Genomic DNA, 23601 nt, shown 5'->3' with positions numbered 1-23601 from the left:
TCAATGATTCGCTTTGAACAGGTCAGTAAAGCCTATCTGGGAGGACGGCAGGCGCTGCAAGGGGTGAATTTTCACCTGCTTCCAGGAGAAATGGCATTTTTAACCGGTCATTCAGGAGCGGGTAAGAGTACGCTTTTGAAACTTATCTGTGGTATTGAGCGTCCGAGCGCAGGTTATCTCTGGTTTGGGGGACATGATATCAGCCGACTGAAATCCCGCGAGATCCCATTCCTGCGTCGTCAGATCGGTATGATTTTTCAGGATCACCATCTGTTATTGGATCGTACCGTATACGAAAATATTGCAATGCCACTGATTATCTCTGGAGCCAGTGCTGAAGATATTCGTCGGCGGGTATCGGCGGCGCTGGATAAGGTTGGCTTGTTGGACAAAGCGAAAAATTTTCCCATTCAACTCTCTGGAGGAGAACAGCAGCGCGTTGGCATTGCCCGCGCTGTTGTCAATAAACCGACTGTCTTGCTGGCGGATGAACCGACGGGAAATCTGGATGGTGAACTATCTGAGGGCATTATGCGTCTGTTTGAAGAGTTTAACCGAGTCGGTGTGACGGTTCTTATGGCAACGCATGATACAGCTCTTATTGAGCGAAGAAATTACCGTATTCTGACGCTGAATCAGGGACGTATGCAAGGAGGGCATCATGGCTAAGCATGTTCGTCATTCTGCAAAAAGAATAACGGCTTCCAAATCCCGTTCCAAGTCATTAAAAGGGGGCTGGCGTGTACAATCACGTTATGCGTGGAAAAGCACCCTGTCGGATATGTTACGTCAGCCACTAGCAACATTGTTGACCATCATGGTTATTGCTATCTCCCTGACATTGCCAAGTGTGTTTTACATTGTCTGGAAAAATGTTAATCAGGCTGTAGAACAATGGTATCCCGTGCCACAGCTTACGGTTTATCTTGATAAATCGCTGAATGATGTCAATTCCAATCAATTGATTGGCGAGCTGAAAGCCATGGACGGTGTGAAATCGGTAAATTATTTATCCCGTGAAGACGCTGTGAATGAATTTCGCGCCTGGTCTGGATTTGCTGGCGCATTAGATATGCTGGAAGAAAATCCGTTGCCCGCGGTAGCGATTGTCTCTCCTAAACTGGATTTTCAAAACTCACAAGCATTAACAACACTGCGTGACCGTGTGGCACAGTTGAAAGGCATTGAAGAAGTCAGAATGGATGATAGTTGGTTTGACCGCCTTACGGCTCTGGCTAACCTCGTTGGCCGAATTGCTGCGGTGATAGGTATTCTGATGGTAGTTGCCTTGTTATTGGTCATTGGTAACAGCGTTCGTTTAAGCATCTTTAGCCGTCGTGAAACCATTAATGTGATGAAACTGATTGGGGCAACAGATGGGTTTATTTTGCGTCCGTTTCTCAATGGCGGGGTATTGTTGGGAATTCTGGGGGCAATTTTTTCTTTACTTCTTTCATACTTGCTGGTTTGGAAACTTTCCAGCATCGTCACAGAAGTGGCCAGTGTTTTTGGTACAACCTTCAGGCTGCATGGACTGAGTTGGGATGAATCACTATTACTGATACTGATTTCAGGTATGATTGGTTGGATGGCTGCATGGTTTGCGACTATCCAGCACTTACGTCGTTTCAGGCCAGAATAGGACTATTTTGTTGGACATTAGATGAACTTTTGGGCTTAATTAAGGTCGAAGAAACTGTTACTGATTTGTGTGCGTTTTCATACAATGCAGACAATTTGAATATGATTTCCACGATGGTAGAATAGATACATCTTTGGCTTGAATAAATCTTATTGATTGCTTCGTGTGAATTCGAAAAAACATCAATTTGGTTCTTAGTTTGAGAGAATTTGAATGACAAAAGAAATGCAAACTTTAGCATTAGTTCCACAAGGTAGTTTGGAAGGATACATCCGTGCTTCCAACGCTTATCCCATGCTCTCTGCAGAGGAAGAGAAGGAACTGGCGGAAAGGCTGCATTACCAGGGAGATCTGGATGCAGCAAAACAGCTGATTCTGTCTCATTTGCGCTTCGTTGTTCATGTCGCTCGCAGTTATGCTGGTTATGGTTTACCGCAAGCGGATTTAATTCAGGAAGGCAATATCGGCCTGATGAAAGCGGTTCGTCGATTTAATCCAGAAGTGGGCGTGCGTCTGGTGTCTTTTGCTGTTCATTGGATTAAAGCAGAAATCCATGAATATGTATTGCGTAATTGGCGTATTGTGAAAGTCGCAACAACAAAAGCGCAGCGTAAGTTATTCTTCAATTTGCGTAAGGCTAAACAACGTTTGGGCTGGTTCAATCAGGATGAAGTTGAGTTAGTTGCCAAAGAATTAGGAGTGACCAGTAAGGACGTTCTGGAGATGGAATCTCGTATGTCAGCGCAGGATATGGCATTTGACATGTCATCGGATGATGACAACAGCCATGACAGCCAACCCGCTCCAGTGCTATTTTTACAGGATAAGGCTTCTGATTTTGCGGATGGTATTGAAGAAGATAATTGGGAAAACCATGCTGCGGATAAACTTTCTGTAGCAATAGAAAAGCTGGATGAGCGTAGTCAGGACATTATCCGTTCCCGTTGGTTGGATGATGACAATAAATCTACTTTGCAAGAACTGGCTGATAAATACGGTGTATCCGCTGAACGGGTACGTCAATTAGAAAAGAATGCCATGAAAAAATTGCGAATGGCGATTGAAGCCTAATGTAATTGACAATTGGCTGAGCATGAAGATTTTTTCATGCTGAATACATACGCTAGTGGATTAAAAGGCGATAAATTTATTTATCGCTTTTTTTATACATACTATTTATGTGCGTAGTGTAGTTTTTAAAGACAAAGCCAATGGTGATAAGAATAAAATGACAACAGTTTCTGCATTTGGTGCCATTACTGCATTGGTTGTTGCCATTGTGCTAGGCCATCCACCACATGGCAGTTTTTTTCATTTGTCTCAACCTTAATCTTTGGTGTATTTGGTTTTACTGGCTAAATTTTTGTCGGCCGAATATATAGGGGAGAGAGGAAATAGTTATGAAGATTGTGATTGCACCAGATTCATTTAAAGAAAGCTTAAGTGCCTTACAAGTAGCAGAAGCGATAGAACAGGGATTTCGGGAAATTCTTCCGCAGGCTGATTATATCAAGCTACCGATGGCCGATGGCGGAGAAGGTACAGTAGAATCGCTGGTGGCTGCGACAGGAGGGAAACGTATCACATGTGCAGTTACTGATCCTTTGGGGAGAACTATTGAGGCTTTATGGGGGCTGCTAGGCGATGGAAGAACCGCAGTTATAGAAATGGCAGCCGCTTCAGGTTTGCACTTAGTGCCGTTGGAACAACGTAATCCTTTAATAACAACAACATATGGCACTGGAGAGCTGATCCTGGCTGCGTTGGCGCACGGAGCACAAAATCTAATTTTAGGTATCGGTGGCAGTGCCACCAATGATGGTGGTGCAGGAATGATGCAAGCACTTGGGGCAAATTTATGGGATGGGGATAACCGCATTCTGCCATTTGGTGGAGCAGCATTAACACGGTTGGAAAGCATCGATCTTTCGGGTCTTGATCCCCGGCTCAAGCAATTGAAAATTGCTGTAGCTTGTGATGTCAATAATCCATTATGCGGTGAGTCTGGAGCATCTGCGGTATTTGGCCCACAAAAAGGAGCGACAGCAGAAATGGTTAAAATACTAGATTCAGCCTTATTCCATTATGGAATGAAAATTGAAGCGGCAACAGGCAGACATGTGATCGATGCTGAAGGGGCAGGCGCTGCGGGAGGTATGGGCGCTTCTTTACTGGGTTGTCTGGGTGCAAAATTACAATCAGGTGTTGAGATTGTGATTGAGACTCTGAAGTTGGAAAAGATGATTCAGGGTGCAGATTTAGTTATTACTGGTGAAGGTCGTATGGATAGCCAGACTATATATGGCAAAACGCCTATTGGCGTTGCGCGTATTGCCAAGAAGTTCGGTATTCCTGCTATCGCTTTAGTGGGAGGAATGAGCAAAGACTACCATATAGTCCACCAACACGGTTTGGATGCTGTATTTTCTATTATCCCCGAAGTTTGTACTCTTGCTGATGCTCTGACTAATAGTGTTGATAATCTACGGGTATTGGCACGTAACATTGCGACGGTTTGGAATATGACTGGTATGGAAAAGAAAGCAGATGCCCATTGAAGAATGGATAAGTACTTGAGAGGAGTCAGAAGCCCCCATATTTTGGGGTTTGGCTCAAGCTTAATGGCAGGCTTCTGACAGTGGATTATTTTGACCATTTAACAACCATTTTTCCCTATAATTGTTTCGGCCATGGGAATGTATTGGGTATCGAGTTTATTAACAGAATCTTCCTTGTTATTCTCTTCAAAGCAGTCTTCAAAGAACCATGAAATACGGGTCTCCAGCTTCTTACTAATGGCAACCAAATGAGTGACATTAATTCGATTGGTTCCCCTTTCATAACGTGAAAGTTGTTGCTGACTAATGCCAATTTGTTTAGCTAATGCCGTTGCTGTGATACCCAACTCTTTCCTTTTAATGTAAATACGTTTTCCAATTAACATGTTTGCATCTTCCATATCTTATCCTTTTATTTTCAAATCAGTAAGTTATGGCGTTATCAAGGATAATTGCCCTAGAGCTTCAAAATGGCTTAAATTTACTTCGCCACTGTGCGTAACATAGGGCATACCTTGACGGGTTTAATACCATTCACGGTATGCCCTATTGTTACACCTGATCCGCCGTTTTGTTTTCCGACATGAGCCTTGTTTTTTTTTAATGAAATAACCTTTCTTATTAACGTCTTGTAAAAAAAGAACCTTTACTGAGACAAGGTGTACTCTTCCATGATGCAAACCACATTCTCTATTTTGTTGTTACCTTGCATCTTGCAACTACTTTTCCCCCGCAATTGAGTAAAACAACAGGCTGTTCTCTTCATATGAGGAATAATGAAGAAGGCTTTAAACGTTAATTTTGCTATTTATTTTTATTTAATATATTGAATAAAAAGTATTTTTTTTAATTTAATCAATAAAATTATCAATATATTGTTCTTTTATAGAAAATCGCCATTATTTTGTATTTATCTATTTCATTAAGATCTTTCATTAGGTTAGAAACTAAACAAAATATACCAAACTGTTCTGTTTGGATTTATAATCTAGATTTGCGATTTGAAATAGAATTAAGCTCTACAAATACAAGGTGGACTGATATTAACTCTGGGTGATTTGGCTGCTATCGATTTCGAGTAAGTAACAATTTTTCATTACCAATACTATTTAAAAGGAATTAACTATGTGAATAACAAAAAAAATTCATATATTATAATAAATTAAGTGGAATGAGATTTGATATGTAATGAAATTTGACTTAAGTAAAGTTATATAGGATTATGTTTACAGTTTGGTATAAAATGTTTCGTTTTTGAGTTAAATTTTATTAATTTTAGTTAAGTAAATAGATTTTAATCTTTCATGGTATTACTATTGCCACATCATCTATTTTCTATTAGAAAATATTACTTATAGAAACTTTTCCTACTGAATAATTTTTATCTTTCAAGAAAGTAACAACTCACTCGCATTTTTGAATACTGAGAGGCAGCTTGTTTTTTTGCCTGTAATACTATAGCGTTTTTTATTTTTTAGTATAAAAACAAGAAGATATTAATTGTTACATAAAAAGCATATTTTTTATCAAATTTTACGTGTTTATTTTATGCTCTCTATTTTCAGAGAATTTGTTTACTTAGAGATTTTCCTATTGGATATGTTAAAGGAAGCCAAAAGATTCTTATTTTAATCTCGTTATTTAACAATTTGTTATTGCTATAAATAGGTTTTTTTGTGAAGTTATGTGATGTTTATCAGTTTTTGCATATTATACTGGATAATAAATAAACCTTATCTATTTTCGTTTGTTTTTTTCAGTTTGCAGTACATGATGATTGGCTGAGGGAATATTTTGTAATAAAAAATTAAATTTTTTATCTAAAGATAGAGTTTCTTAATTTCTTTCATATCTGCAATGATCTAAGAAACTGAAAAAGTGTTTATAACTGTTCACCCTTTAGCATAAAACAGAAATATTAGGTTATAACAAAGTGAGGAGTTTTGTCGGTAATTATTTAATAGTAAAGGAGTTATGGTTTTCTTGGTAGATTTAGTGTTTTTCAAACTCTCTGGTTTGTCTGGTTAACGTAATAGCCAGATAAACCAGAGAATATAAATGCAGTGCGTCAACTTCATGAAGAATTGTTATAGTTGTGACATTATATTGATAAAATTATCAATATTAAGTAATAGGTTTAATATCTTCATCGGATGACTTTACTCTGGTTTTTTGAAAAAATGTTGAAATAAAAATAAGAAATCTTCTAAAAAAATAGTGCTCAATTTTGAAACTGAATTTGTCACTATAATATATTGTGTTATGGGAAAATTTCCATAATTTTGAAGTTTTATGCTAGTTTTATTTAAAATAGACTGCTTGATATCTTGATATTTAAATTATTATATTGCATCATCATTTTTAATGAGTATATTATAATATCGAAAAAACCTTGTTATATTGTGATTGTTATGAGTGTAAATATCTTTCCCAAGATTTTTTTATTGGAGTATAAGTAATATAATTAGATCTTCAGAGGATAGAATAGTAATACAGAATATTTTTAAAGAGAAATTATTTAATTAAATCATATTATGGTAATCGAAAATCAGTAAAGAGATAAAAATATTAATTATTTAAGTTAGTTACATTAGTCGTCTGATCTTAAATTAATCAATATTAAGTAAACTTAAAGATATATTTGGTAATAATATTAAATTTATTTTAATAATTTCATTTTTGACAAAAATTTGGTGTTGATTAGGAATATTATTTATTTTTCTATTGGACGATAATTTTGAACGTGGAAGATCAATTTTTTACTCTGATGCTGTCTAATCCAGACTGTTAGTTTTTCATTTCAGCAGCACAAAAATTAGTATCGATATCGGTATTTTTTAGAATGCTATAAAACAGAGAGAAAACTATTGTAATTATTACGAATTAATATTACTTAGTATATTATTAATACGAACAGTCATTGGTTTTGTCTCTGAATTTTTGTCATCTATAAAATAGATTTAAGTTAATGAATTAATTTAAGGGAAAGAAATGAGAATTAGAAAAACTTCGTATGTTGATCGTGTTTATCTCCAAATTAAAAATAAAATTACTAATAATGAGTTTAAACCAAATGAACAACTATATGTTTCTAAATTAACTGATCAATTAAATGTTAGTTCTACTCCAATTAGAGAGGCGCTGAATAGACTTTTGCATGAACAATTTGTCATTAAAGGTAATAATAGAGGGTTCTATACACGAAGCCTGGACTATAAAGAGCAATTAGAATTGGTTACTTTACGCGAAATATTTTTGTTATCTATAATTAAATTATTTTTAAACAAAACATCTCAAGAAAATTTAAACGATTTTTCAAAAAAAATTGAGGTTTTGATAAGCAAAGAAACCAATTGTAATGATGAAAAAATAAAAAATGTTGACAGTGAATTCACTATCTTAATACTCAATGCTATAAATAATAATGAACTAAGTAGATTGTATATTAATTGTATAGAAAGAAGTAGTTATCTATGGCATACTTTCATAAAACAAAATGCAGTATATTTCCTGGATATGTACAAGGAATTATTATTTTATATAAAAAAACGCGATTTATCGAATAGCGAAGGAATTATAATGGAGATTTTTGATAAATTAAAGAATAGTAAACATATAGAGTTGTTGTGTTTGGTTAGTGATTAAATTTTTTTCAATCAAACATAATAAAAAATATATAGAGAGAATGAGACAATAATGTCTCACCCTATTTTATACATGAATAACAGGTTTTCTTCCTATATAGTAAACTAAAAAGGTATGAAGATATCTGATGATCTGTTTCTTTCCGTTTCAAATCTAAAATCTTGTAGAGAATATTCTTTATCAGCTAATTGAATAGCTTTCTCAACACTCATAATAAGAGGCAGATTAAATATTTCTGTTATTTTAAATAGACGTTCTTTTATTGTTCCACCTATAATATAATAGGGCATTTCTAATTCATCTAGAGTTTTTAATAACATACTGTCACAATAATCTCTAAAGTTTTTATTCATTGGACGATGACCATCTTTTTTTAATGGAAGCTCGTTCTTTAAATGGATGAATACATCGAATGTACTTTTCACATGTTGTTTGAAAGCATGTGCATACTGATTAGTAACCTGTTCAAAAAATATCATTTCTGGAGAAAGACTTGATCTGGGAACTGGATCCAGATGTCCTTCTTGGTTGGGATTCATCCCATACTTAACACGGGCAGCAGCATAAATCCATTCTTGTAACGATGAACCATCAGAGACGAAATTATCTTTTAGTAGTGCTTCATGTATCGCCCTACTGGTGTGCCTCCTCATAGCTAATTGTAGAAATTCAGCAGGAGTACATTGTGCCAATCGTTTTCCGGGAACAGCATAAGGCATTATTTCACGAATTGTTTTTGCTAGGGTACGAGGATAACCAGTTAAGTGAGCTAACGCCATAACTGTTCTTGTTTTACCGGATGAATAAGTTCCTGAGATAGCTAATTTCATACCATATTTCCTATTATATATCAGAAGAAGTTGGTAATTTATGTCCTAGTGAACACTTTATTTTTATTCCTGAAAAATTCCCTTCAATATCTACATATCTCCAATATTCACCTCTAACTTTTAGTTTATAAGTAGAAGTAATACGTGTTGTAGCATCATAATTGGATTGGAAATTTCTAGTAGGTGTTGGAGCTTCGATTTCGGTTCTCAACATCCACAGTGTTTCACTATCTTTTCTATTAATATGATCAAGTTCATACATTAATACTTGAGCTAACTGTAGATTAACAACAAAACAGTCAACATAAGTGGCAGAAGGTTGGTAGTGACCATCAATTCCATTTACTGAATGATAAAATTCAGGAATATTTAATTTTACTTTTGCTGAAGCTATGTGGTTTTCACTATCGTAACTTATATTTTGGAGAGATTGTCCACGGAATTTAAAAATGTCCCCATAATAACGTGAATTACTAGGCTCAAGAATATCTGCTGGAGATCTATAGAAGCCATTTTTACAAATAATCTCTGCTACAGGATGTTCTATCTCACAACGTGCTTCCATTTTTCCTATTTGACAATCAAAAATGGAAATCATGGTAACATCATTTGATTTTAATTTTGATGTGGAGTTCCAAGTGATCTTGGCTGAAATATTATCAAGATCTTCTTGTGGAGTGGTTCCTGATTTCAACTTTAAACTTTTCAACCACATTTTTTTACAATTAAAGGAGTCGAATTGAAAACTATGTTTCAAGAAAATTTCACAGAATTGAGTACTTAAAATTAGTGTATCAATACTACTGAGATGTGGAGGTAAGTTTGTATTTTTTTTCTTAGACCAGTCTAATGGATATTCGACTGATAAGAGTGAAATTAATTTTGGATAGTTATCTCCTGAATGATTAAATTGTATATCAATATTCTTAATATTATATACAACACGTCGGTATCCCATGCCAAAAAAACGTGTTTTACTATCACCTAAATAATCATCAATTGAATGACATAGAAATTTTGAATTCATGGCTATTTCTCTTTTTAATATAAATGATGCGGGTTTAGTTAATTATTTTAATTAGATATTATCGCTTTCTATAGTATTTATATATGCATTAATAATATCTTGCACATTTCTTATGTCTGAAAAATAATAATCATTACCAAACGGTTTAACTTTTAATCTTTCATTTAACTCCATAATTAAACGGGCAATCATAAGTGATGTAAAAGCCAAATCGTCAATCAGATTTGAACTCTCATCTATTAAAATGTTATTATAATCATCTCTAATTTTAGCTTGATTAAAAATAAATTTTACTTCTTTTATTATTATTTCTTTAACTATATTTAACTCTTTTAACATGATATTCCTCCATCAACAACAATATTTTGACCTGTAATAAATGCAGCTTCATCTGAACAAATAAACAATGCTACTTTACTAATTTCTTCAATTTTTGATAAGCGACCAATAGGTGTTCTTTTCAATATCTGTTTACGTCTGTTTTCAGAAAGGTAAGACACCATCTCACTATCAAAAAAACCTGGTACTAGTGAGTTAATTCTTATATTAGCAGGGCCAAATTCACGCGCTAAGCTACGAGTCATACCATCAAGAGCGGCTTTGGTTGCTGAATATAATGATACACCTTTATGACCCTTTATTGCATTTATAGAAGAAACATTGAGAATAACTCCTGTATTCCTCTTCAGCATGCTCTTACTACATTCTCTTGTCAGTATTATGGGTGCTAGTATGTTTGTATTAAGTAAAGAAATAATCTCATTGTCCGAAGAAAAAATTAATAACCCTTCAGTTAGTTTTGCAATATTATTTATCAAAATATCGATGTGACCAAATTTTGATTTTACATTATTGACAAATGATTTTATTTTACTCAAATCATTAACATCAACAGATTCCCAATAGAAAAAATTAGCATCAGACAATTGTTTTTGAGTTATAAACTCATTTGAATGACGGCTAAAAGTAGCAACACGATAACCTTTATTAAGAAAGGCTGAAGCCATTGTAGCTCCAAGTCCTTTGCTGCCACCGCTGATGACTACAGTTTTAGGTGGTAGCATTCTTATGCTCCTTTATTTTCAGTGAAGAACGCATTTTTTTAAATCGACTAGAATAGTGGGGTGTTATTGAAACCTCATAAGTCATTGGAATTTTAAATTCTTCAAGAAAGTTCTTGCAGTGAACATATAATCGAGATCTTAGATCATCATAATTTTCAGGTTTACTCAAATGTACAATAGCTTTAATTCCCATTCCTGTAATTGTGTTTGGAAATCCTATTACTGTTGCATCAGCTATATTGTTAGCTTGCAAAAGGATATTCTCTACCTCATGCGGATAAACTTTTTCACCTCCAACATTAATAATCTCTGATCTTCTTCCTAATATCTTTACATAATCTCCATCAACTTCAACAACGTCTTCAGTATTGAAGTATCCCTCTTCATCAAAAGGTGATTGAGCATTTAAATATCCTAACATAGCATAGTCTGATTTTATCCACAGAATGTTAGATAGGACTTTGTATTTAAATCCATTATTGCCAAGTTTAATCCATAATTCATTATTATTTTTAGATTTAGTTTGTAAAATGCCTACTTCAGATAGACCATATGTTTGCTTTAACTTAACGTTTGGTAATTTTTCGCTAATCCTTTTTAAAGTAACAGGAGGCATTGGTTCAGTGCCATAAGTAATTAATTTAAGGCTTGATGTATTTGTTTTTTCAATAACTCTTGATATAAGAACCATATTTAAAAAGGTAGGGGTAGTGGGCAATACTTCTACAGCCCATTTTTCTATGGCATTGAATACACTTTCAGGTGTACGTAGTAGAGGAATAATTAATGTTCCCCCATGACTAATGGTATGTAATAGAGTATTAATACCACCAATATGGTCTACGGAAAGAAATGAAAGTATTCTTCTGGGAATTTTTCTTTCTAAATGTTTATCGATTAATTTATTGAAGTCTAATACAGACGCTTTTGGTTGCCCAGTAGTGCCTGAACTAAAAAGCACTAAACCAGAATGTTTTACATCATATATTTTTTTATATAATTCATGTTCAGCAATACGACCAGTATCGTTTAGTTCATAATCGTTATTACTAACTTTAATTCTTACTTCAACTTGAGAAACATCTAAATATTCATTGAGTTTTATTTCTGGAATATTGCCAATTGGAACGATAACATTATTGTTATTAACAAGTGCCAGAATAATAGCCAAAGTTTTTGGAGAAAACTCTCCTTCTACAGATACAATCGCTCCCTCAGGGAGACCAATGTCTTTTAAGTAATTTATAACTTCAATAGTATCAGAATATAACTCTGAGTAAAAATATCGGTTATTATTAAAAATAATTGCTTCAGTTTTATTAAATGTATTGCAGCGTTCGATTAGCCAATTCAAAGTCATATCATTCCCTCCTGTTTATGAATTCTTCTTGTTATATCACTTTTATATAAAAATGTTTCTATTTTTGAAAATATATTTAAATAGATATTATTAAAAGCCATGTTAATTATATTTATTCAAATTTTTAATTTAGGGGTAGATATTAATTCATTAAAATAATCAGTAATCTGCTAAGGTAAGTTATTCATTATTTTCAATAGGATAAAAACATAAATGTTCCATTTTTTTGGGAATGTCTAAAGATATATCAAATAAAATGATAATACATAATCGCGATAATTTTATGTTCACTCATAAAAAACTAATCTTATTGATTTTTACTTTTGTCATTATCATTGACATCCTTATTAAAAATATTGATAGGACGATGGAGAAATCATGATTATGTATATTCCATCAGAACGTAAATCCGTTGTACTGGCTAAATTATTATTACTTTAATGCATGATGGTTGATATTGTTGCACAAATAAATGGGAGAAATAGTGGAAGTTATCCTGTATATAATGAGCATTAGTCAATTAAAAGCAGGGGAAAATATGATAGGATGCAGAAAAATTACTGAATAATGGCTAGCCAAGTAAGAACGCTGGACATCAGCGTTCAAGTAAAATGCAGTGATTTGCATCGAATGGCTAAAGCTGAAGATAGTGAGTTCTAGGGTTTCTTCAAGGAAGATGTAAGTAACGCACTACCAGTAACACAAAAGACGGCTAAAAGAAGCATCAACGCAGCTCCAACTAATAACGTAACAAAACTGGGTATCCCTGTTGCAATGAGCGGGCCGATGCTAGCACCGATGAACAGAATGAACCCATTTAAGGCCATGCCTGCGCCACGATTGGATGCTGCTATAGAACCAAACTGAGTGATCATTGCCGGAACGGCAAGAGCTATACCAGTGACGAAAATCAAGCTACTGGCGGCGATGCTGAGCAAGGATTGCGACAACATTGCTTCTAGTGCCAGACCTGATGCTGCAGTTACGTAACCAATAATCGAGATAATCGGCATGCTAAATCGGGCAGAAAGTGGTCCAACTAGTAGTGCTGCAAACATACCGGGTAGCCCAATTAAGCGTAGTAAAATAACCTTGTCTGGAGTAATGTTCAGCATCCACAAATGAGAACCCAATGCTGTGTACATGGCGACAAATGACAGTAGTAGCGTGATATGGGCACACGATAGAAGTAATACTGCTGGTCGGATGATAATTCTGCCTAATGCCACAAAGCGATGCCCCAGATGTCCATCAACAACAGCACGCGGTGGCTCTTTGACCATTGCTGCAAATAGCGGAATAGCAACTGCCAGACATCCCCCAGTCACTATAAATACCCAACCCCAATTCCATTGTAGTACTATCCAAGCGGCTAACACCTGCCCGAAGATGCCCGCTATAAGAAATGATGTGGACATAGTACCAATAGCAGTAGCACGATAGCGTATCGGTACTGCTTCGGTAAGATAGGCTAATGCTATCGGTGCAAAACTGGATGCTGCCAGACCTTGCAATATACGCAGCCCTGCTAGCCATGATAATGATGGGGCGAAGGAACATGCGAATGTGGCGATCGACAATACAATCAATCCCACTAGCATCACTGGTCGGCGACCATATTGATCTGATATCGGTCCCCAAATGAGGAAACCACAGGCATAAGCCAGACTAAAACTTGTCGCGAGAGCAAATGTGACACTCTCTGGATTTGTTGAACCGAAATCCTGACCAACATGTGTGAGCAGAGGAATTGCCAGATAAAGCTGTGTCAGAACGAACAGGGCGATAGTAGCTAGTAAAATAACAACACTACGATTTGCGGTGTGGATCTGATCGAGTGATGCTGATTTGCTTCCTGTATCATTCAGCTTCCCTATGTTATGTGTTTGGTTACTCATGAGCTACTGTCTCCGATATTGGTATCGTTGCACCGAAAATGATGGAATGAGTTTGCCGTGTTGTATACAGTTTCCAGAACTGTTCGGCGATATCTGCCGGTTCGATTGTATTATTCTTGCCGACCCCTCCCGGTGTTCTGTTGACAAAACCATTGACAATTACTTCGCCCACATGGATGTCGTATGGTGCAAGAGTGTGAGTCAGGATTCTGGTAGCTTTGTGTTGGGCAGCTACACTGATAGCAAGCGCAGCATATCCGGTAGCAAAAATGTCGATTTTAGGATCACTGAGAGCCATGATACCGCTGGTAGTGAGTACGGACCCTTTGTGTGCTTTTAGGTCGGGTAAGCACGCCTGAACGGCGGCAATATAGCTAGTAACACGGATCTCGAAACTTTTGCTCAGATCTGAAGGTAAGGTAGACAGTAGATTGCCTTCAATGTCAAGGAAAGCGTTCCAGTGCAGGATGCCGATTGGCCCCAATGCAGAACGTACCTCTGTAACAATTAGTTTCATCTCCTCAATATCATTTAGGTTAGCGGGAAAAGCCCAAGCTTGGATGCCCTCGGCGGCAAATTCCTCCACGGCAGAGGTCAAACGTTGTGCATTACGAGCGATAAGGGCAACGGAATGTCCAGCTTTACCAAAACGCTGCGCAACGGCGTGAGAGATTCCTGGACCGTAACCACAAATTAGTATGGTATGCTTCATAATTTAAACTCCAACTAGAGCGTTGGAGTTTATTATAGTATTATTTTAGCGACGATAACAACTGATAGATGAGAAAGTATTCACAATGGCTTGGGATATCGAAGGAACAAAGCGTAAGATTTTGGAAGCTGCGGTGATAGAGTTCGCCCGATTCGGTCCTGATGGTACAACGGTCGAAAAAATTGCTAAGTTAGCTGGAGTGAATAAGGAACGTATTTATAATTATTTCGGTGACAAGCGAGCGCTATTCTCGGCTGTGCTGCGTAGAGAATTAGCTAAAGTAGCGCAAGCCGTACCTATTCTGTCTTTCGCAGCCGAAGATATTGGGGAATACGCTGGCAGGGCTTACGACTACCATTGTGAGCATCCCGAACTTAGTCGTCTAATGCGTTGGGAAGGATTGATTTTCGACGGTGAAGTTCCGGATGAGAAGCAGAGACGTGAATATTATGGTTACAAAATCCAAGCCATAGTCGATGGTCAACTTCAAGGTACAGTTACACGAACCTTAGAACCCGATCATCTGATCTTTCTGGTGTTGGCATTGGCCGGCTGGTGGTCGGCTGTCCCCCAAGTGGCACGTATGCTAACTGGTTCTGATGATCGGCAAGAGCAGGCTAGACGCAGAACCTCTGTTATTGAGGCTGCTCGTCGTTTGGCATCGTCACCATAAGTAGTGGAAACAGTATGCCTCCTCTGTCAGCATGGTTGTCACCCCCGATTAACAACACTGGAGTATGTTATGCAACTTTCAGATTTAGGAAATAGAATCTGCATTATGGGGCCTTCGAATAGTGGTAAGTCTACACTTGCTAATGCAATCTCCACAAAATGTAATTTGAAAGTCATTCATTTGGATCAGCTTTTCCATTTACCAAATACAAATTGGCAGGAACGCACCGTAGAAGAATTTATCTCACTGCATGATATGGCAATAAAAGAGGAAAGTTGGATAATTGATGGGAATTACGCAAGATGCCTGCCACAACGCTTATCCAGAGCAACGGGGATTATTTTATTAGATATCTCAATGCCATCAAGTTTGTTACGTTACGTAAATAGAACTCTGCTTCAAAGTAATCGTTATGGTGCTTTAGAAGGAGGTAAAGACTCTATCAAATGGAAAATGCTCAGGCATATTACTGTTGTTACACCAAAAAGCAGGAAACGCTATGCTGCAATGTTTGAACAACTGACCATACCCAAGATAAGACTGAATTCCATTAAAGAGATTAAGGAACAATTTGATCAATGGGAGCTTACCCGATAGTTAAATTTATAAACTGTTATCAATCATATTTGTCTATGAATGTAAAAATAACATTCGGTATATCTTGTATCAAGAAAATATAATTCGAATAATTTGTTAATCCCTCTCGCTATTAATAATCTTAAAATCCATGATGATGTAAATTAAGTAAACTATTTTATAGTGTGATCATATCAAAACAATTACAACAATGTTTTTCGATAAATCTCCTAATACATTTTCATGGATTTTTATTAAATGTGAATAACAACCAATAACTGATTGATACTTAAATGAAAAACCAAAATAGGATAATCACCTTTGTTACTAAATTAAGGACTTTTTCTTTAACTTTTTCCTCTGTTTCAATCACTTTTTTATGACTAAGTGGTTATTCTAAAATACCATATGCCATGATGGTTATCTGAGGGAGTATATTATATGTGTAGCTCTTACCTATTTTTTGTATACTGAAAATGTAAAACGGTTGGCACCAATATCCCGATCTGACTGTTTTAAAAATCACTGCTTAATTTATTTAAGTCCTGTTCAATTTGTGTTTAAAGAAAATATTAAATAATCATTTATAGCGATATATCAATCTCCAACATGAATGCGTATCTTGCATGTCTCATCCCTCATTTGCATTTCATTAAAAGTTAAAAAAATGAAATAGTTATTGGAGTGAAATTCAGGAAACAGAATAACTGATTCTAGTGTTTACAGAGAATGAGGAGTTAGTATGAATAGGCAAAAACTTATGCAGCAGCTCATTATTGCTATTCTGCTTGGAGTGATAACGGGTTGGGGGTTTCATCAATACCTTGATGCTGGTCAGACAAAAGAAGTTGCCTCCTATATCAACATCATTACTGATGTATTCCTTCGTCTGATAAAGATGATTATTGCCCCACTCATATTTGCTACGATTGTTACCGGATTAATGTCAATCGGTGGTTCATCATCGGTAGGGCGGATCACCATCAGGGCGATCATATGGTTTATTATCGCTGGCTTGGTTTCGATTAGTATTGGTATGCTGATAGTTAACCTGTTCCAGCCGGGTATTGGGTTGAATATCGCTATACCTCAACAGACAAATATCGATATTGGCCTCAATACCCGCGGATTTTCTCTGAAAAACTTTATTAGCCATATATTTCCTAGCAGTTTTGCCGCGGCTATGGCGAACAATGAGATCTTACAGATCCTGATTTTTTCTCTCTTTTTTGGCTTGGCGCTGTCATATATTTGCCGGAAAAGCCAGGAAAAAAGCCCTCTTGTAACTATGATTGAAGATTTAGCGCATGTCATGTTCCGCATTACTGATTACGTTATGTCATTGGCGCCGATTGCGGTCTTTGCTGCTATTGCTTCGGCCATTACAGTGCAAGGGTTAGGTCTGCTTTATGATTATGGCAAACTTATTGGTCTTTTTTACCTTGGGTTATTTTTACTCTGGGTGGTTTTATCTATTGTTGGATTTCTTTTTCTCGGCAAGAAGATATTTTCATTACTGAGGTTGATTAGGGAGCCAGTGACACTGGCCTTTGCCACAGCGAGCAGCGAATCCGCTTACCCAAAAACGGTGAATGCACTGAATAGCTTTGGTGTCCCGAAAAAAATCTCTAGCTTCGTATTGCCTCTGGGTTACTCCTTTAACCTTGATGGCTCGATGATGTATCAATCCTTTGCCATTCTATTTATTGCACAGGCTTACAATATTGATCTGAGTATCACAGAACAATTCCTGATCATGTTGACGCTTATGATCACCAGCAAAGGTATAGCTGGTGTCGCGCGTGCTTCTGTTGTGGTCGTTGCTGCAACCCTTCCTATGTTTAAGCTGCCTGAAGCGGGTATCTTGCTGATCCTTGCCATCGACCAGCTCCTTGATATGGGGCGTACAGCAACCAATGTGGTTGGTAACAGTATTTCTACTGCGGTGATTGCTAAAATGGAAGAAAATAAAATGGAGGAAAAATAGAATAATTCTAAGCCGGAATCATAAGAAAAAGCGATTACCAACCAAGAGGATTGAATCAGGGCTTACTGTATTCCCTTGCTGAAAGATGATAGGGATATATTTCTTTATAGCATCATATAACCATTTTAGCTCAATATTATTAAATATAAAATCTGCCCTATAAAGTCACTCGTGTTGATTTCAATAAATGAAAAGCCTTGTGCAAATTCAATATAGCAAATAGAAATATTGCAATTACTAACTGTAATTGCTGTGTCAGCATAATAATTATTTTCTGAGGTGGTGTATGAAAAAAATTATTGGAATACTCGGCGGTATGGGACCGGCAGCAACGGTAGATGCAATGGCAAAGATAATTAAAAATACATCAGCAAATTGCGATCAGGAACATATTCCTGTTATTGCCATTTCTTTTCCTGATATACCTGACAGGACAAAGAATATTCTCTCTGGGGAAAAGTCACCATTAAAACAAATGATAGCCACATTAAGAATCTTAGAAGATGCAGGTGCTCAGTGTATTATTATGCCCTGTAATACCGCGCATTATTGGTATGAGGAATTAAAAGTAGAAACCAACGTTCCTTTTCTTAATATGATTGATATTACTTGTAATAAAGTTGTCAATGAAGGAATGAATAATATTGCTATTCTGGCTACGACAGGAACGATAAAAACAGAGCTTTATCAAAATAGATTGACAAAAGAGAATATAAAATTTGTTATTCCTGATGATATTCAACAGGAAATTATTATGGAAAGTATTTTGGCATATAAAAGTGGAAATGGGAAAAAGGCATATCAGTTATTGAAATCGATTATTTCTCAGCTTAAAGATATTAGTGTTGAACATTTTATTCTGGGATGTAGTGAGATACCGATTATTCTTAGTAGAGATGGTAATCATGGAGAATATATTGATGCTACGGAGGAGTTGGTTAAAAGGGCAGTAGAATGGTATTTTTACGATGGGAATTTTTCAGTTAAATAGCTTTGTTGTTTTTTTAGAAAGATAGGTGAATATAATTTTCATTTCATTTTGTATTGGTGTATATAAATCAATATCTGTGGAGGCTGTTTCATCTTCTGCATCTCGATTATTCTTAGGATAAGAAGTAAATAATAGACCACTGGTATCTTGTATACCTTTATCTATTGATATTGGTGCATTTAGGTTATGTTGAGCTTTCTTTTTGGCGACGTGAACAATGTCTCTCGGTTCTTGGGCGAGTTTACCATGTCCTTGGCGAGCTTCATGAGCAGCGATTTGCAAAGTGACAGACATAAATCTGTCGTCATCTTTTTCCAGATGAGATTGCAATAACGTTTTAAGTTGCTCTGAACTCGCCATGACCTTCTTCTCGTACCGTATTAAAATAAAATAACTACAAAATTTATTCTGTCTTCTGGCATAGTGCTGATAAAAAATCCATGAAAGACTCAGATACATTTGAAATGGTGGTATAATAAAAGATATGCCACGAATAATGATGGTTATACCCCAATCTCCTTTCTCTTTACCACCCCATAAACGCCACTCGCGAGTATTGCACCAACCAAAATAGCGCCTAAATAAGTCAATACAGGCGTAATCGCTCCCGGAATTAATAATACAAACAATCCACCATGTGGTGCCATAAGTTGCACACCAAAGTACATCGAAAGCGCCCCCGTCACTGCACCACCTAGAATACAACTTGGCAATACTCTAACCGGATCTTTCGCCGCAAAGGGGATCGCCCCTTCGGTAATAAAACACAACCCCAATACCAGTGCCGCTTTTCCACCTTCGCGCTCACTTTGCTCAAATTTATTCAGTGCAATCATGGTTGCCAGCCACATTGCTAATGGTGGAACCATCCCCGCGGCCATAATTGCCGCCATGGGGCCATAGGTCTGTGCACTTAACAACCCGACACCAAACGCATAGGCCGCTTTGTTAACCGGACCGCCCATATCCGTACACATCATGCCGCCAAGAATCATGCCAAGGATCACCGCGTTGGTGGTTCCCATTGATTTCAGCCAGTGGGTCAGCCATTCCATAATTGTGGCTACGGGTTTACCCACGATATAAATCATGGTTAATCCGGTGACTAACGCTGCGACTAATGGGATGATTAAAATCGGTTTTAATGCCTCCATGCTTTGCGGTAGATGCAGTTTGGTTGTCAGGAGTTTGGCAACGTAGCCCGCAAGGAAGCCTGCGATAATACCACCGAGAAATCCCGCGCCAGTGCTGACAGCAAGCATACCGCCAATAAGTCCGGGCGCTAATCCGGTGCGTCCTGTGATGGAATAGGCGATATAACCTGCAAGTATGGGCACCATTAAAGCAAGTGCAGAGCCGCCACCGATTTGCATGAGTGCTGATGCTAATGTGCCGGGTTCTTTGAAGGCCTCAATGCCGAATACAAATGACAGTGCAATGCACAATCCGCCTGCGACAACCATCGGCAACATGTAGGATACGCCGGTCATCAAGTGTTGATAGATACTGAGGCTGTCCTGTTTTTTATTGGTGGACGGATTGAAAGCGTTGGCGGTGGAAGTGTTGCCTGTGGCTGTGTAAATCTCGGCTTCGGTCAATGCGTTATCCAGTTCTTGAGCGGTTCTTTTCAAGGCTGCGCCGGTGGAGGTACGATAGAGGCGTTTGCCAGAGAATGGCGAGAGATCTATATCAATATCTGCCGCTACAATCACCAAATCCGCTGCTGCAATTTCTACGTCGGTAATCGCGTTGTTGGTTCCCACGGAGCCACGAGTTTCTACTTTGATCGGCCAGCCACGGTTTTTGGCTTCGGTCTCCAGTGCTTTGGCTGCCATAAATGTATGGGCAACACCTGTCGGACAGGCGGTGATGGCGATGATATTGATGGGGTTTTGTTGATCCGTGCTGACGATATTTTGCTGTTGGTAAATATTGGCTTGTGTTTTGGCATGATGGATAAATGCTTCCGGTTCACGGATCGCTTGTTCAGCAGGGCCTGTGAAGGTTTTTTTGCCTTGCAGGTTAAGTGAGGTTGGTGCAGATTCACCGATAATGATCACCAGCTCGGCATTGTCCACATCGGTAACAAGAGAAAGTTCATGCCTGACGGCTGTATTTTCCAATATATGTTTAGCGAGGTAAGCGCGCGCCTGTCCTTGTTTATCGTTGCTGATAATGAGTGTTTTCATGATGTTCTCTTCTTATTGTTGTTTTTCGATGGATAAGTGGGGAACGCAGTCAGTTCGACTTTTGCCATGAGTCGGGCGAGTTGTTGACGGTCGATGTTCCCAATGTTGCTTTGGCTGACAGTCATGGCGGAGATGGCGGTAGCAAGGCGTAATGTGTGCTCACTGTCTTGCCCCATCATCAGGCCGTAAATCAGTCCGCCGACCATTGCATCACCAGCGCCAACAGTGCTGACGATTTCACAATGCGGTGGTTTAGCGAGCCAGATTCCCGCTGAATTGACCAAAACCGCGCCTTCTTCGCCCAATGAAACGACGACATGCGAGATTTCCGTAGCACGCAGTTGATGGGCGGCAGTGATGATATCTTCGAATGTTGGTAAAGGCCGCCCCGCCCAGATTTCCAGTTCGCGGCGGTTGGGTTTGACCATCCACGGTAGAGCCTTGAGCCCGGCAGTCAGGGCTTCTCGACTGCTATCAAATACCACGCACATACAGGTTTCGCGTAGGCGTTGCATCCATTCAGTGAAGTCATCCAGTTCTACACCCGTTGGCAGGCTGCCGCTTACGCACACCATATTGAATTCACTCAGCCATTGGATGGAATCTTTGGCGAAATGTTGCCACTCTTCTTTGCTGACGCTGGATCCTGAAAAGTTGAAATCAGTAACCAAGCCATTCTGTTCAGTCAGTTTGACGTTGGTGCGTGTTCGTCCCTCTACAACCTGAAATCGATTGACAATACCCAGTTCTGCAAAGTGTTTTTGAAAGGTACTTTGGCTTTCTTTGCCCAGAAAACCCCCTACGGTGACGTCGATACCGAGTGTTTTTAGGATCTTGCCAACGTTGATGCCTTTGCCTGCCGGATATAATCCCACGGTCTGGATGAGATTGACTTCGCCGGTTTTGATGTTTTCAACCCGTCCAATCAGATCATAAGCAGGGTTCAGAGTGATCGTCGCGACTTTTTTGTTCATGCCATTTCCTCGCCCATGTTTTTGTTAATAAGAGATTCAATGGCGAGCAGGGCCTCTTTGGCATCGGAGCCGACCGCGGTAAAGCGAATCCGTTCGCCCTGTTTAACGCCTAAGCCTGCAACTTGCATTAGCTTACTCCCATCAACGGGAGTGCTGTTTCCATCAAGATAGGTGATGGTGATTTGGCTATGGAATTGTTTGATGGTGTTAACCAGAAGTGCGCTGGGACGGGTATGCAGGCCATGTTTATTGGGTAGGATAAAATCCGCAGTCAGTGCGTTTTTTTGAGGCAGTATCGTTTCTTGTGCTACATCCATTGTCAGTCGTTCTACGATGGCTGTGCTATTTTTGGCACGCAACAGGTACTCACCTTTACCTTGTTGTAGCAGGGTGCTGAGATTATCTAGAAAACCGTGCAGTTGATCGTCTGCGCAAGCGATGGTTAATAACAATCCAACGGGTTGTTTATCAACAGTAAAAGGCGTTTTGGGGCGGGAGATAGCAATTGCATTGTGCAAATTGCCCTGCGAACTGTCACTGAGCCAGATACCTTGGCCAAGGTGTATGGGTGGCTTGGTAAAGACATCGGCCATAAATTTTTCATTCACTGCATTGGCTTGTTGTAGCCGAGCGATGTTTATTGCCTGCAAGGTTGTCAGGTCATGTGCGTCAATATCCAATGTGAGCGTGGAGTTATCCAGAACATAGGCGGATTTGGTGTTCGTTAATAAATGATAGAGTTCATTTACATCGGTGGTTTTTGCCATCCGGCTGGCGCGGTTTTCATCACCAATGATCGGGATCAACTGATGCAGCAGATTAAGGTGTTCGTCGGATTTTGCCGCAATGCCGATAACAAGGTAGACGGTTTGGTTATCGCCCCAGTCGATCCCGTTCGGAAATTGTATCACTTGTACGCCGGTTTTCAGTACGTTGTTGCGGGTTGTATGGGGGCCATGTGGGATGGCAATACCATTACGATTCAGCTTTTTAAGTAAAAAAATAACATCAAATGAATTTATGTTATTTTTATTATTTAATAAGCCAATTAATTGGGTTTTTTAATATTAAATCTTTACCGGAATAATTTAATCTTGGTAATAAAGCGAACTAATATGATTTTTATTACCAGATTGTTTTATAGCTATTAATTATTTTTTGTGATGAGGGTAAATAATGTCAATTATCTGTATTATTGGGAATGTATCGCCAAAGAGTTAGCATGTAAAGTGAGGACTTGGGTTATTTTATGAAATGGTGATGGCGATCTTGGTTATTTTAATTCCAATGCAACTTATTAATAATAAAAATAATGTTAACCGAAGGAGTATTTCAATTAAAGGAAATGGTATTCAGGGATTAGAACCAGATTTAGGCTGTTACTTTTCATACCCCAGATAAGCAGCCAGAATTCAGCCTGAAAAGTGGTTTCAAAACGGTCATTTTTAAAGAAGCGGAAAAGCTGGCTCAGATCT

The 23601-nt window shown here is 37.9% G+C and carries 21 protein-coding genes; 9 read left to right on the top strand and 12 right to left on the bottom strand.

Annotated features, from left to right (window positions below; genetic code table 11):
- Window positions 1–3 precede the first annotated feature (3 nt).
- The 4 genes from ftsE (at window position 4) to Xind_RS02955 (ending at window position 4200) form a co-directional block, all read left to right on the top strand.
- A complete protein-coding gene (gene ftsE / locus Xind_RS02970) occupies window positions 4–669 on the top strand; it encodes a cell division ATP-binding protein FtsE (RefSeq protein WP_047679214.1) in 666 nt (221 codons plus the stop codon).
- Complete coding sequence (gene ftsX / locus Xind_RS02965) at window positions 662–1642, top strand: permease-like cell division protein FtsX (RefSeq protein ID WP_047679216.1); 981 nt, start codon at window positions 662–664, stop codon at window positions 1640–1642. The genes ftsE and ftsX overlap by 8 nt, the downstream gene beginning before the upstream one ends.
- Window positions 1643–1855: 213 nt before the next feature.
- Window positions 1856–2713, top strand: coding sequence for an RNA polymerase sigma factor RpoH (gene rpoH / locus Xind_RS02960; protein ID WP_047679218.1), 858 nt, complete (start codon window positions 1856–1858; stop codon window positions 2711–2713).
- 329 nt (window positions 2714–3042) lie between these two features.
- Window positions 3043–4200, top strand: a complete 1158-nt coding sequence (locus Xind_RS02955; protein ID WP_187649434.1) for a glycerate kinase — start codon at window positions 3043–3045, stop codon at window positions 4198–4200.
- A 98-nt stretch (window positions 4201–4298) separates the two neighbouring features.
- Here Xind_RS02955 and Xind_RS02950 read toward each other — a convergent pair whose 3' ends face one another.
- Entirely contained in the window at window positions 4299–4601 is a 303-nt protein-coding gene (locus Xind_RS02950) for a helix-turn-helix domain-containing protein (protein WP_047679222.1), read from the bottom strand.
- Between the two features lie 2590 nt (window positions 4602–7191).
- On the opposite strand from Xind_RS02950, the gene Xind_RS02945 reads away from it, so the two are divergent.
- A complete protein-coding gene (locus Xind_RS02945) occupies window positions 7192–7845 on the top strand; it encodes a GntR family transcriptional regulator (RefSeq protein WP_187649433.1) in 654 nt (217 codons plus the stop codon).
- Between the two features lie 104 nt (window positions 7846–7949).
- Here the strand turns inward: Xind_RS02945 and Xind_RS02940 are convergent, their stop codons facing one another.
- From Xind_RS02940 to Xind_RS02910, 7 genes are all read right to left on the bottom strand, one after another.
- Complete coding sequence (locus Xind_RS02940) at window positions 7950–8675, bottom strand: AAA family ATPase (RefSeq protein ID WP_187649432.1); 726 nt, start codon at window positions 8673–8675, stop codon at window positions 7950–7952.
- 13 nt (window positions 8676–8688) lie between these two features.
- Window positions 8689–9702 carry an AvrD family protein gene (locus Xind_RS02935; RefSeq protein WP_047679224.1) on the bottom strand — a complete coding sequence of 338 codons (1014 nt, stop codon included), beginning with the start codon at window positions 9700–9702 and terminating at the stop codon, window positions 8689–8691.
- A 51-nt stretch (window positions 9703–9753) separates the two neighbouring features.
- Complete coding sequence (locus Xind_RS02930; RefSeq protein WP_187649431.1) at window positions 9754–10041, bottom strand: phosphopantetheine-binding protein; 288 nt, start codon at window positions 10039–10041, stop codon at window positions 9754–9756.
- Entirely contained in the window at window positions 10035–10766 is a 732-nt protein-coding gene (locus Xind_RS02925) for an SDR family NAD(P)-dependent oxidoreductase (protein WP_047679231.1), read from the bottom strand. The genes Xind_RS02930 and Xind_RS02925 overlap by 7 nt, the downstream gene beginning before the upstream one ends.
- The gene (locus tag Xind_RS02920; protein ID WP_187649430.1) at window positions 10753–12126 is read right to left on the bottom strand and encodes a long-chain fatty acid--CoA ligase; all 1374 of its coding nucleotides are present in this window, start codon (window positions 12124–12126) and stop codon (window positions 10753–10755) included. The genes Xind_RS02925 and Xind_RS02920 overlap by 14 nt, the downstream gene beginning before the upstream one ends.
- 656 nt (window positions 12127–12782) lie before the next feature.
- Window positions 12783–14024 (bottom strand): MFS transporter, encoded by a 1242-nt coding sequence (locus Xind_RS02915; RefSeq protein WP_072032483.1) that lies wholly within the window; start codon window positions 14022–14024, stop codon window positions 12783–12785.
- Window positions 14017–14736, bottom strand: coding sequence for an SDR family NAD(P)-dependent oxidoreductase (locus Xind_RS02910; RefSeq protein ID WP_187649429.1), 720 nt, complete (start codon window positions 14734–14736; stop codon window positions 14017–14019). Before Xind_RS02910 ends, Xind_RS02915 begins: the two co-directional genes overlap by 8 nt.
- Window positions 14737–14821: 85 nt before the next feature.
- Between Xind_RS02910 and Xind_RS02905 the strand changes: the two genes are divergently transcribed.
- From Xind_RS02905 to cuyB, 4 genes are all read left to right on the top strand, one after another.
- A complete protein-coding gene (locus tag Xind_RS02905; RefSeq protein WP_047679241.1) occupies window positions 14822–15409 on the top strand; it encodes a TetR/AcrR family transcriptional regulator in 588 nt (195 codons plus the stop codon).
- Window positions 15410–15478: 69 nt separating this feature from the next.
- A complete protein-coding gene (locus tag Xind_RS02900) occupies window positions 15479–16006 on the top strand; it encodes a P-loop NTPase family protein (RefSeq protein WP_047679242.1) in 528 nt (175 codons plus the stop codon).
- 721 nt (window positions 16007–16727) lie between these two features.
- Window positions 16728–17972, top strand: a complete 1245-nt coding sequence (locus tag Xind_RS02895) for a dicarboxylate/amino acid:cation symporter (protein ID WP_047679490.1) — start codon at window positions 16728–16730, stop codon at window positions 17970–17972.
- A gap of 286 nt (window positions 17973–18258) precedes the next feature.
- Complete coding sequence (gene cuyB, locus Xind_RS02890) at window positions 18259–18963, top strand: cysteate racemase (protein ID WP_187649428.1); 705 nt, start codon at window positions 18259–18261, stop codon at window positions 18961–18963.
- On the opposite strand, the gene Xind_RS02885 is transcribed toward cuyB, so the two are convergent.
- The 4 genes from Xind_RS02885 to fruB form a co-directional block, all read right to left on the bottom strand.
- Window positions 18952–19323, bottom strand: a complete 372-nt coding sequence (locus Xind_RS02885) for a hypothetical protein (protein ID WP_222941698.1) — start codon at window positions 19321–19323, stop codon at window positions 18952–18954. The two genes, cuyB and Xind_RS02885, sit on opposite strands and share 12 nt — an antisense overlap.
- Before the next feature lie 143 nt (window positions 19324–19466).
- Window positions 19467–21152, bottom strand: a complete 1686-nt coding sequence (gene fruA, locus Xind_RS02880; RefSeq protein ID WP_187649427.1) for a PTS fructose transporter subunit IIBC — start codon at window positions 21150–21152, stop codon at window positions 19467–19469.
- Entirely contained in the window at window positions 21149–22126 is a 978-nt protein-coding gene (gene fruK / locus Xind_RS02875; RefSeq protein ID WP_187649426.1) for a 1-phosphofructokinase, read from the bottom strand. Before fruK ends, fruA begins: the two co-directional genes overlap by 4 nt.
- Complete coding sequence (gene fruB / locus Xind_RS02870; RefSeq protein WP_338114330.1) at window positions 22123–23091, bottom strand: fused PTS fructose transporter subunit IIA/HPr protein; 969 nt, start codon at window positions 23089–23091, stop codon at window positions 22123–22125. The genes fruK and fruB overlap by 4 nt, the downstream gene beginning before the upstream one ends.
- Window positions 23092–23601 lie beyond the last annotated feature (510 nt).

It is taken from the genome of Xenorhabdus indica (assembly GCF_014467235.1).
Taxonomy (GTDB): domain Bacteria; phylum Pseudomonadota; class Gammaproteobacteria; order Enterobacterales; family Enterobacteriaceae; genus Xenorhabdus; species Xenorhabdus indica.
This window is presented reverse-complemented; position numbering and strand designations above follow the sequence as displayed.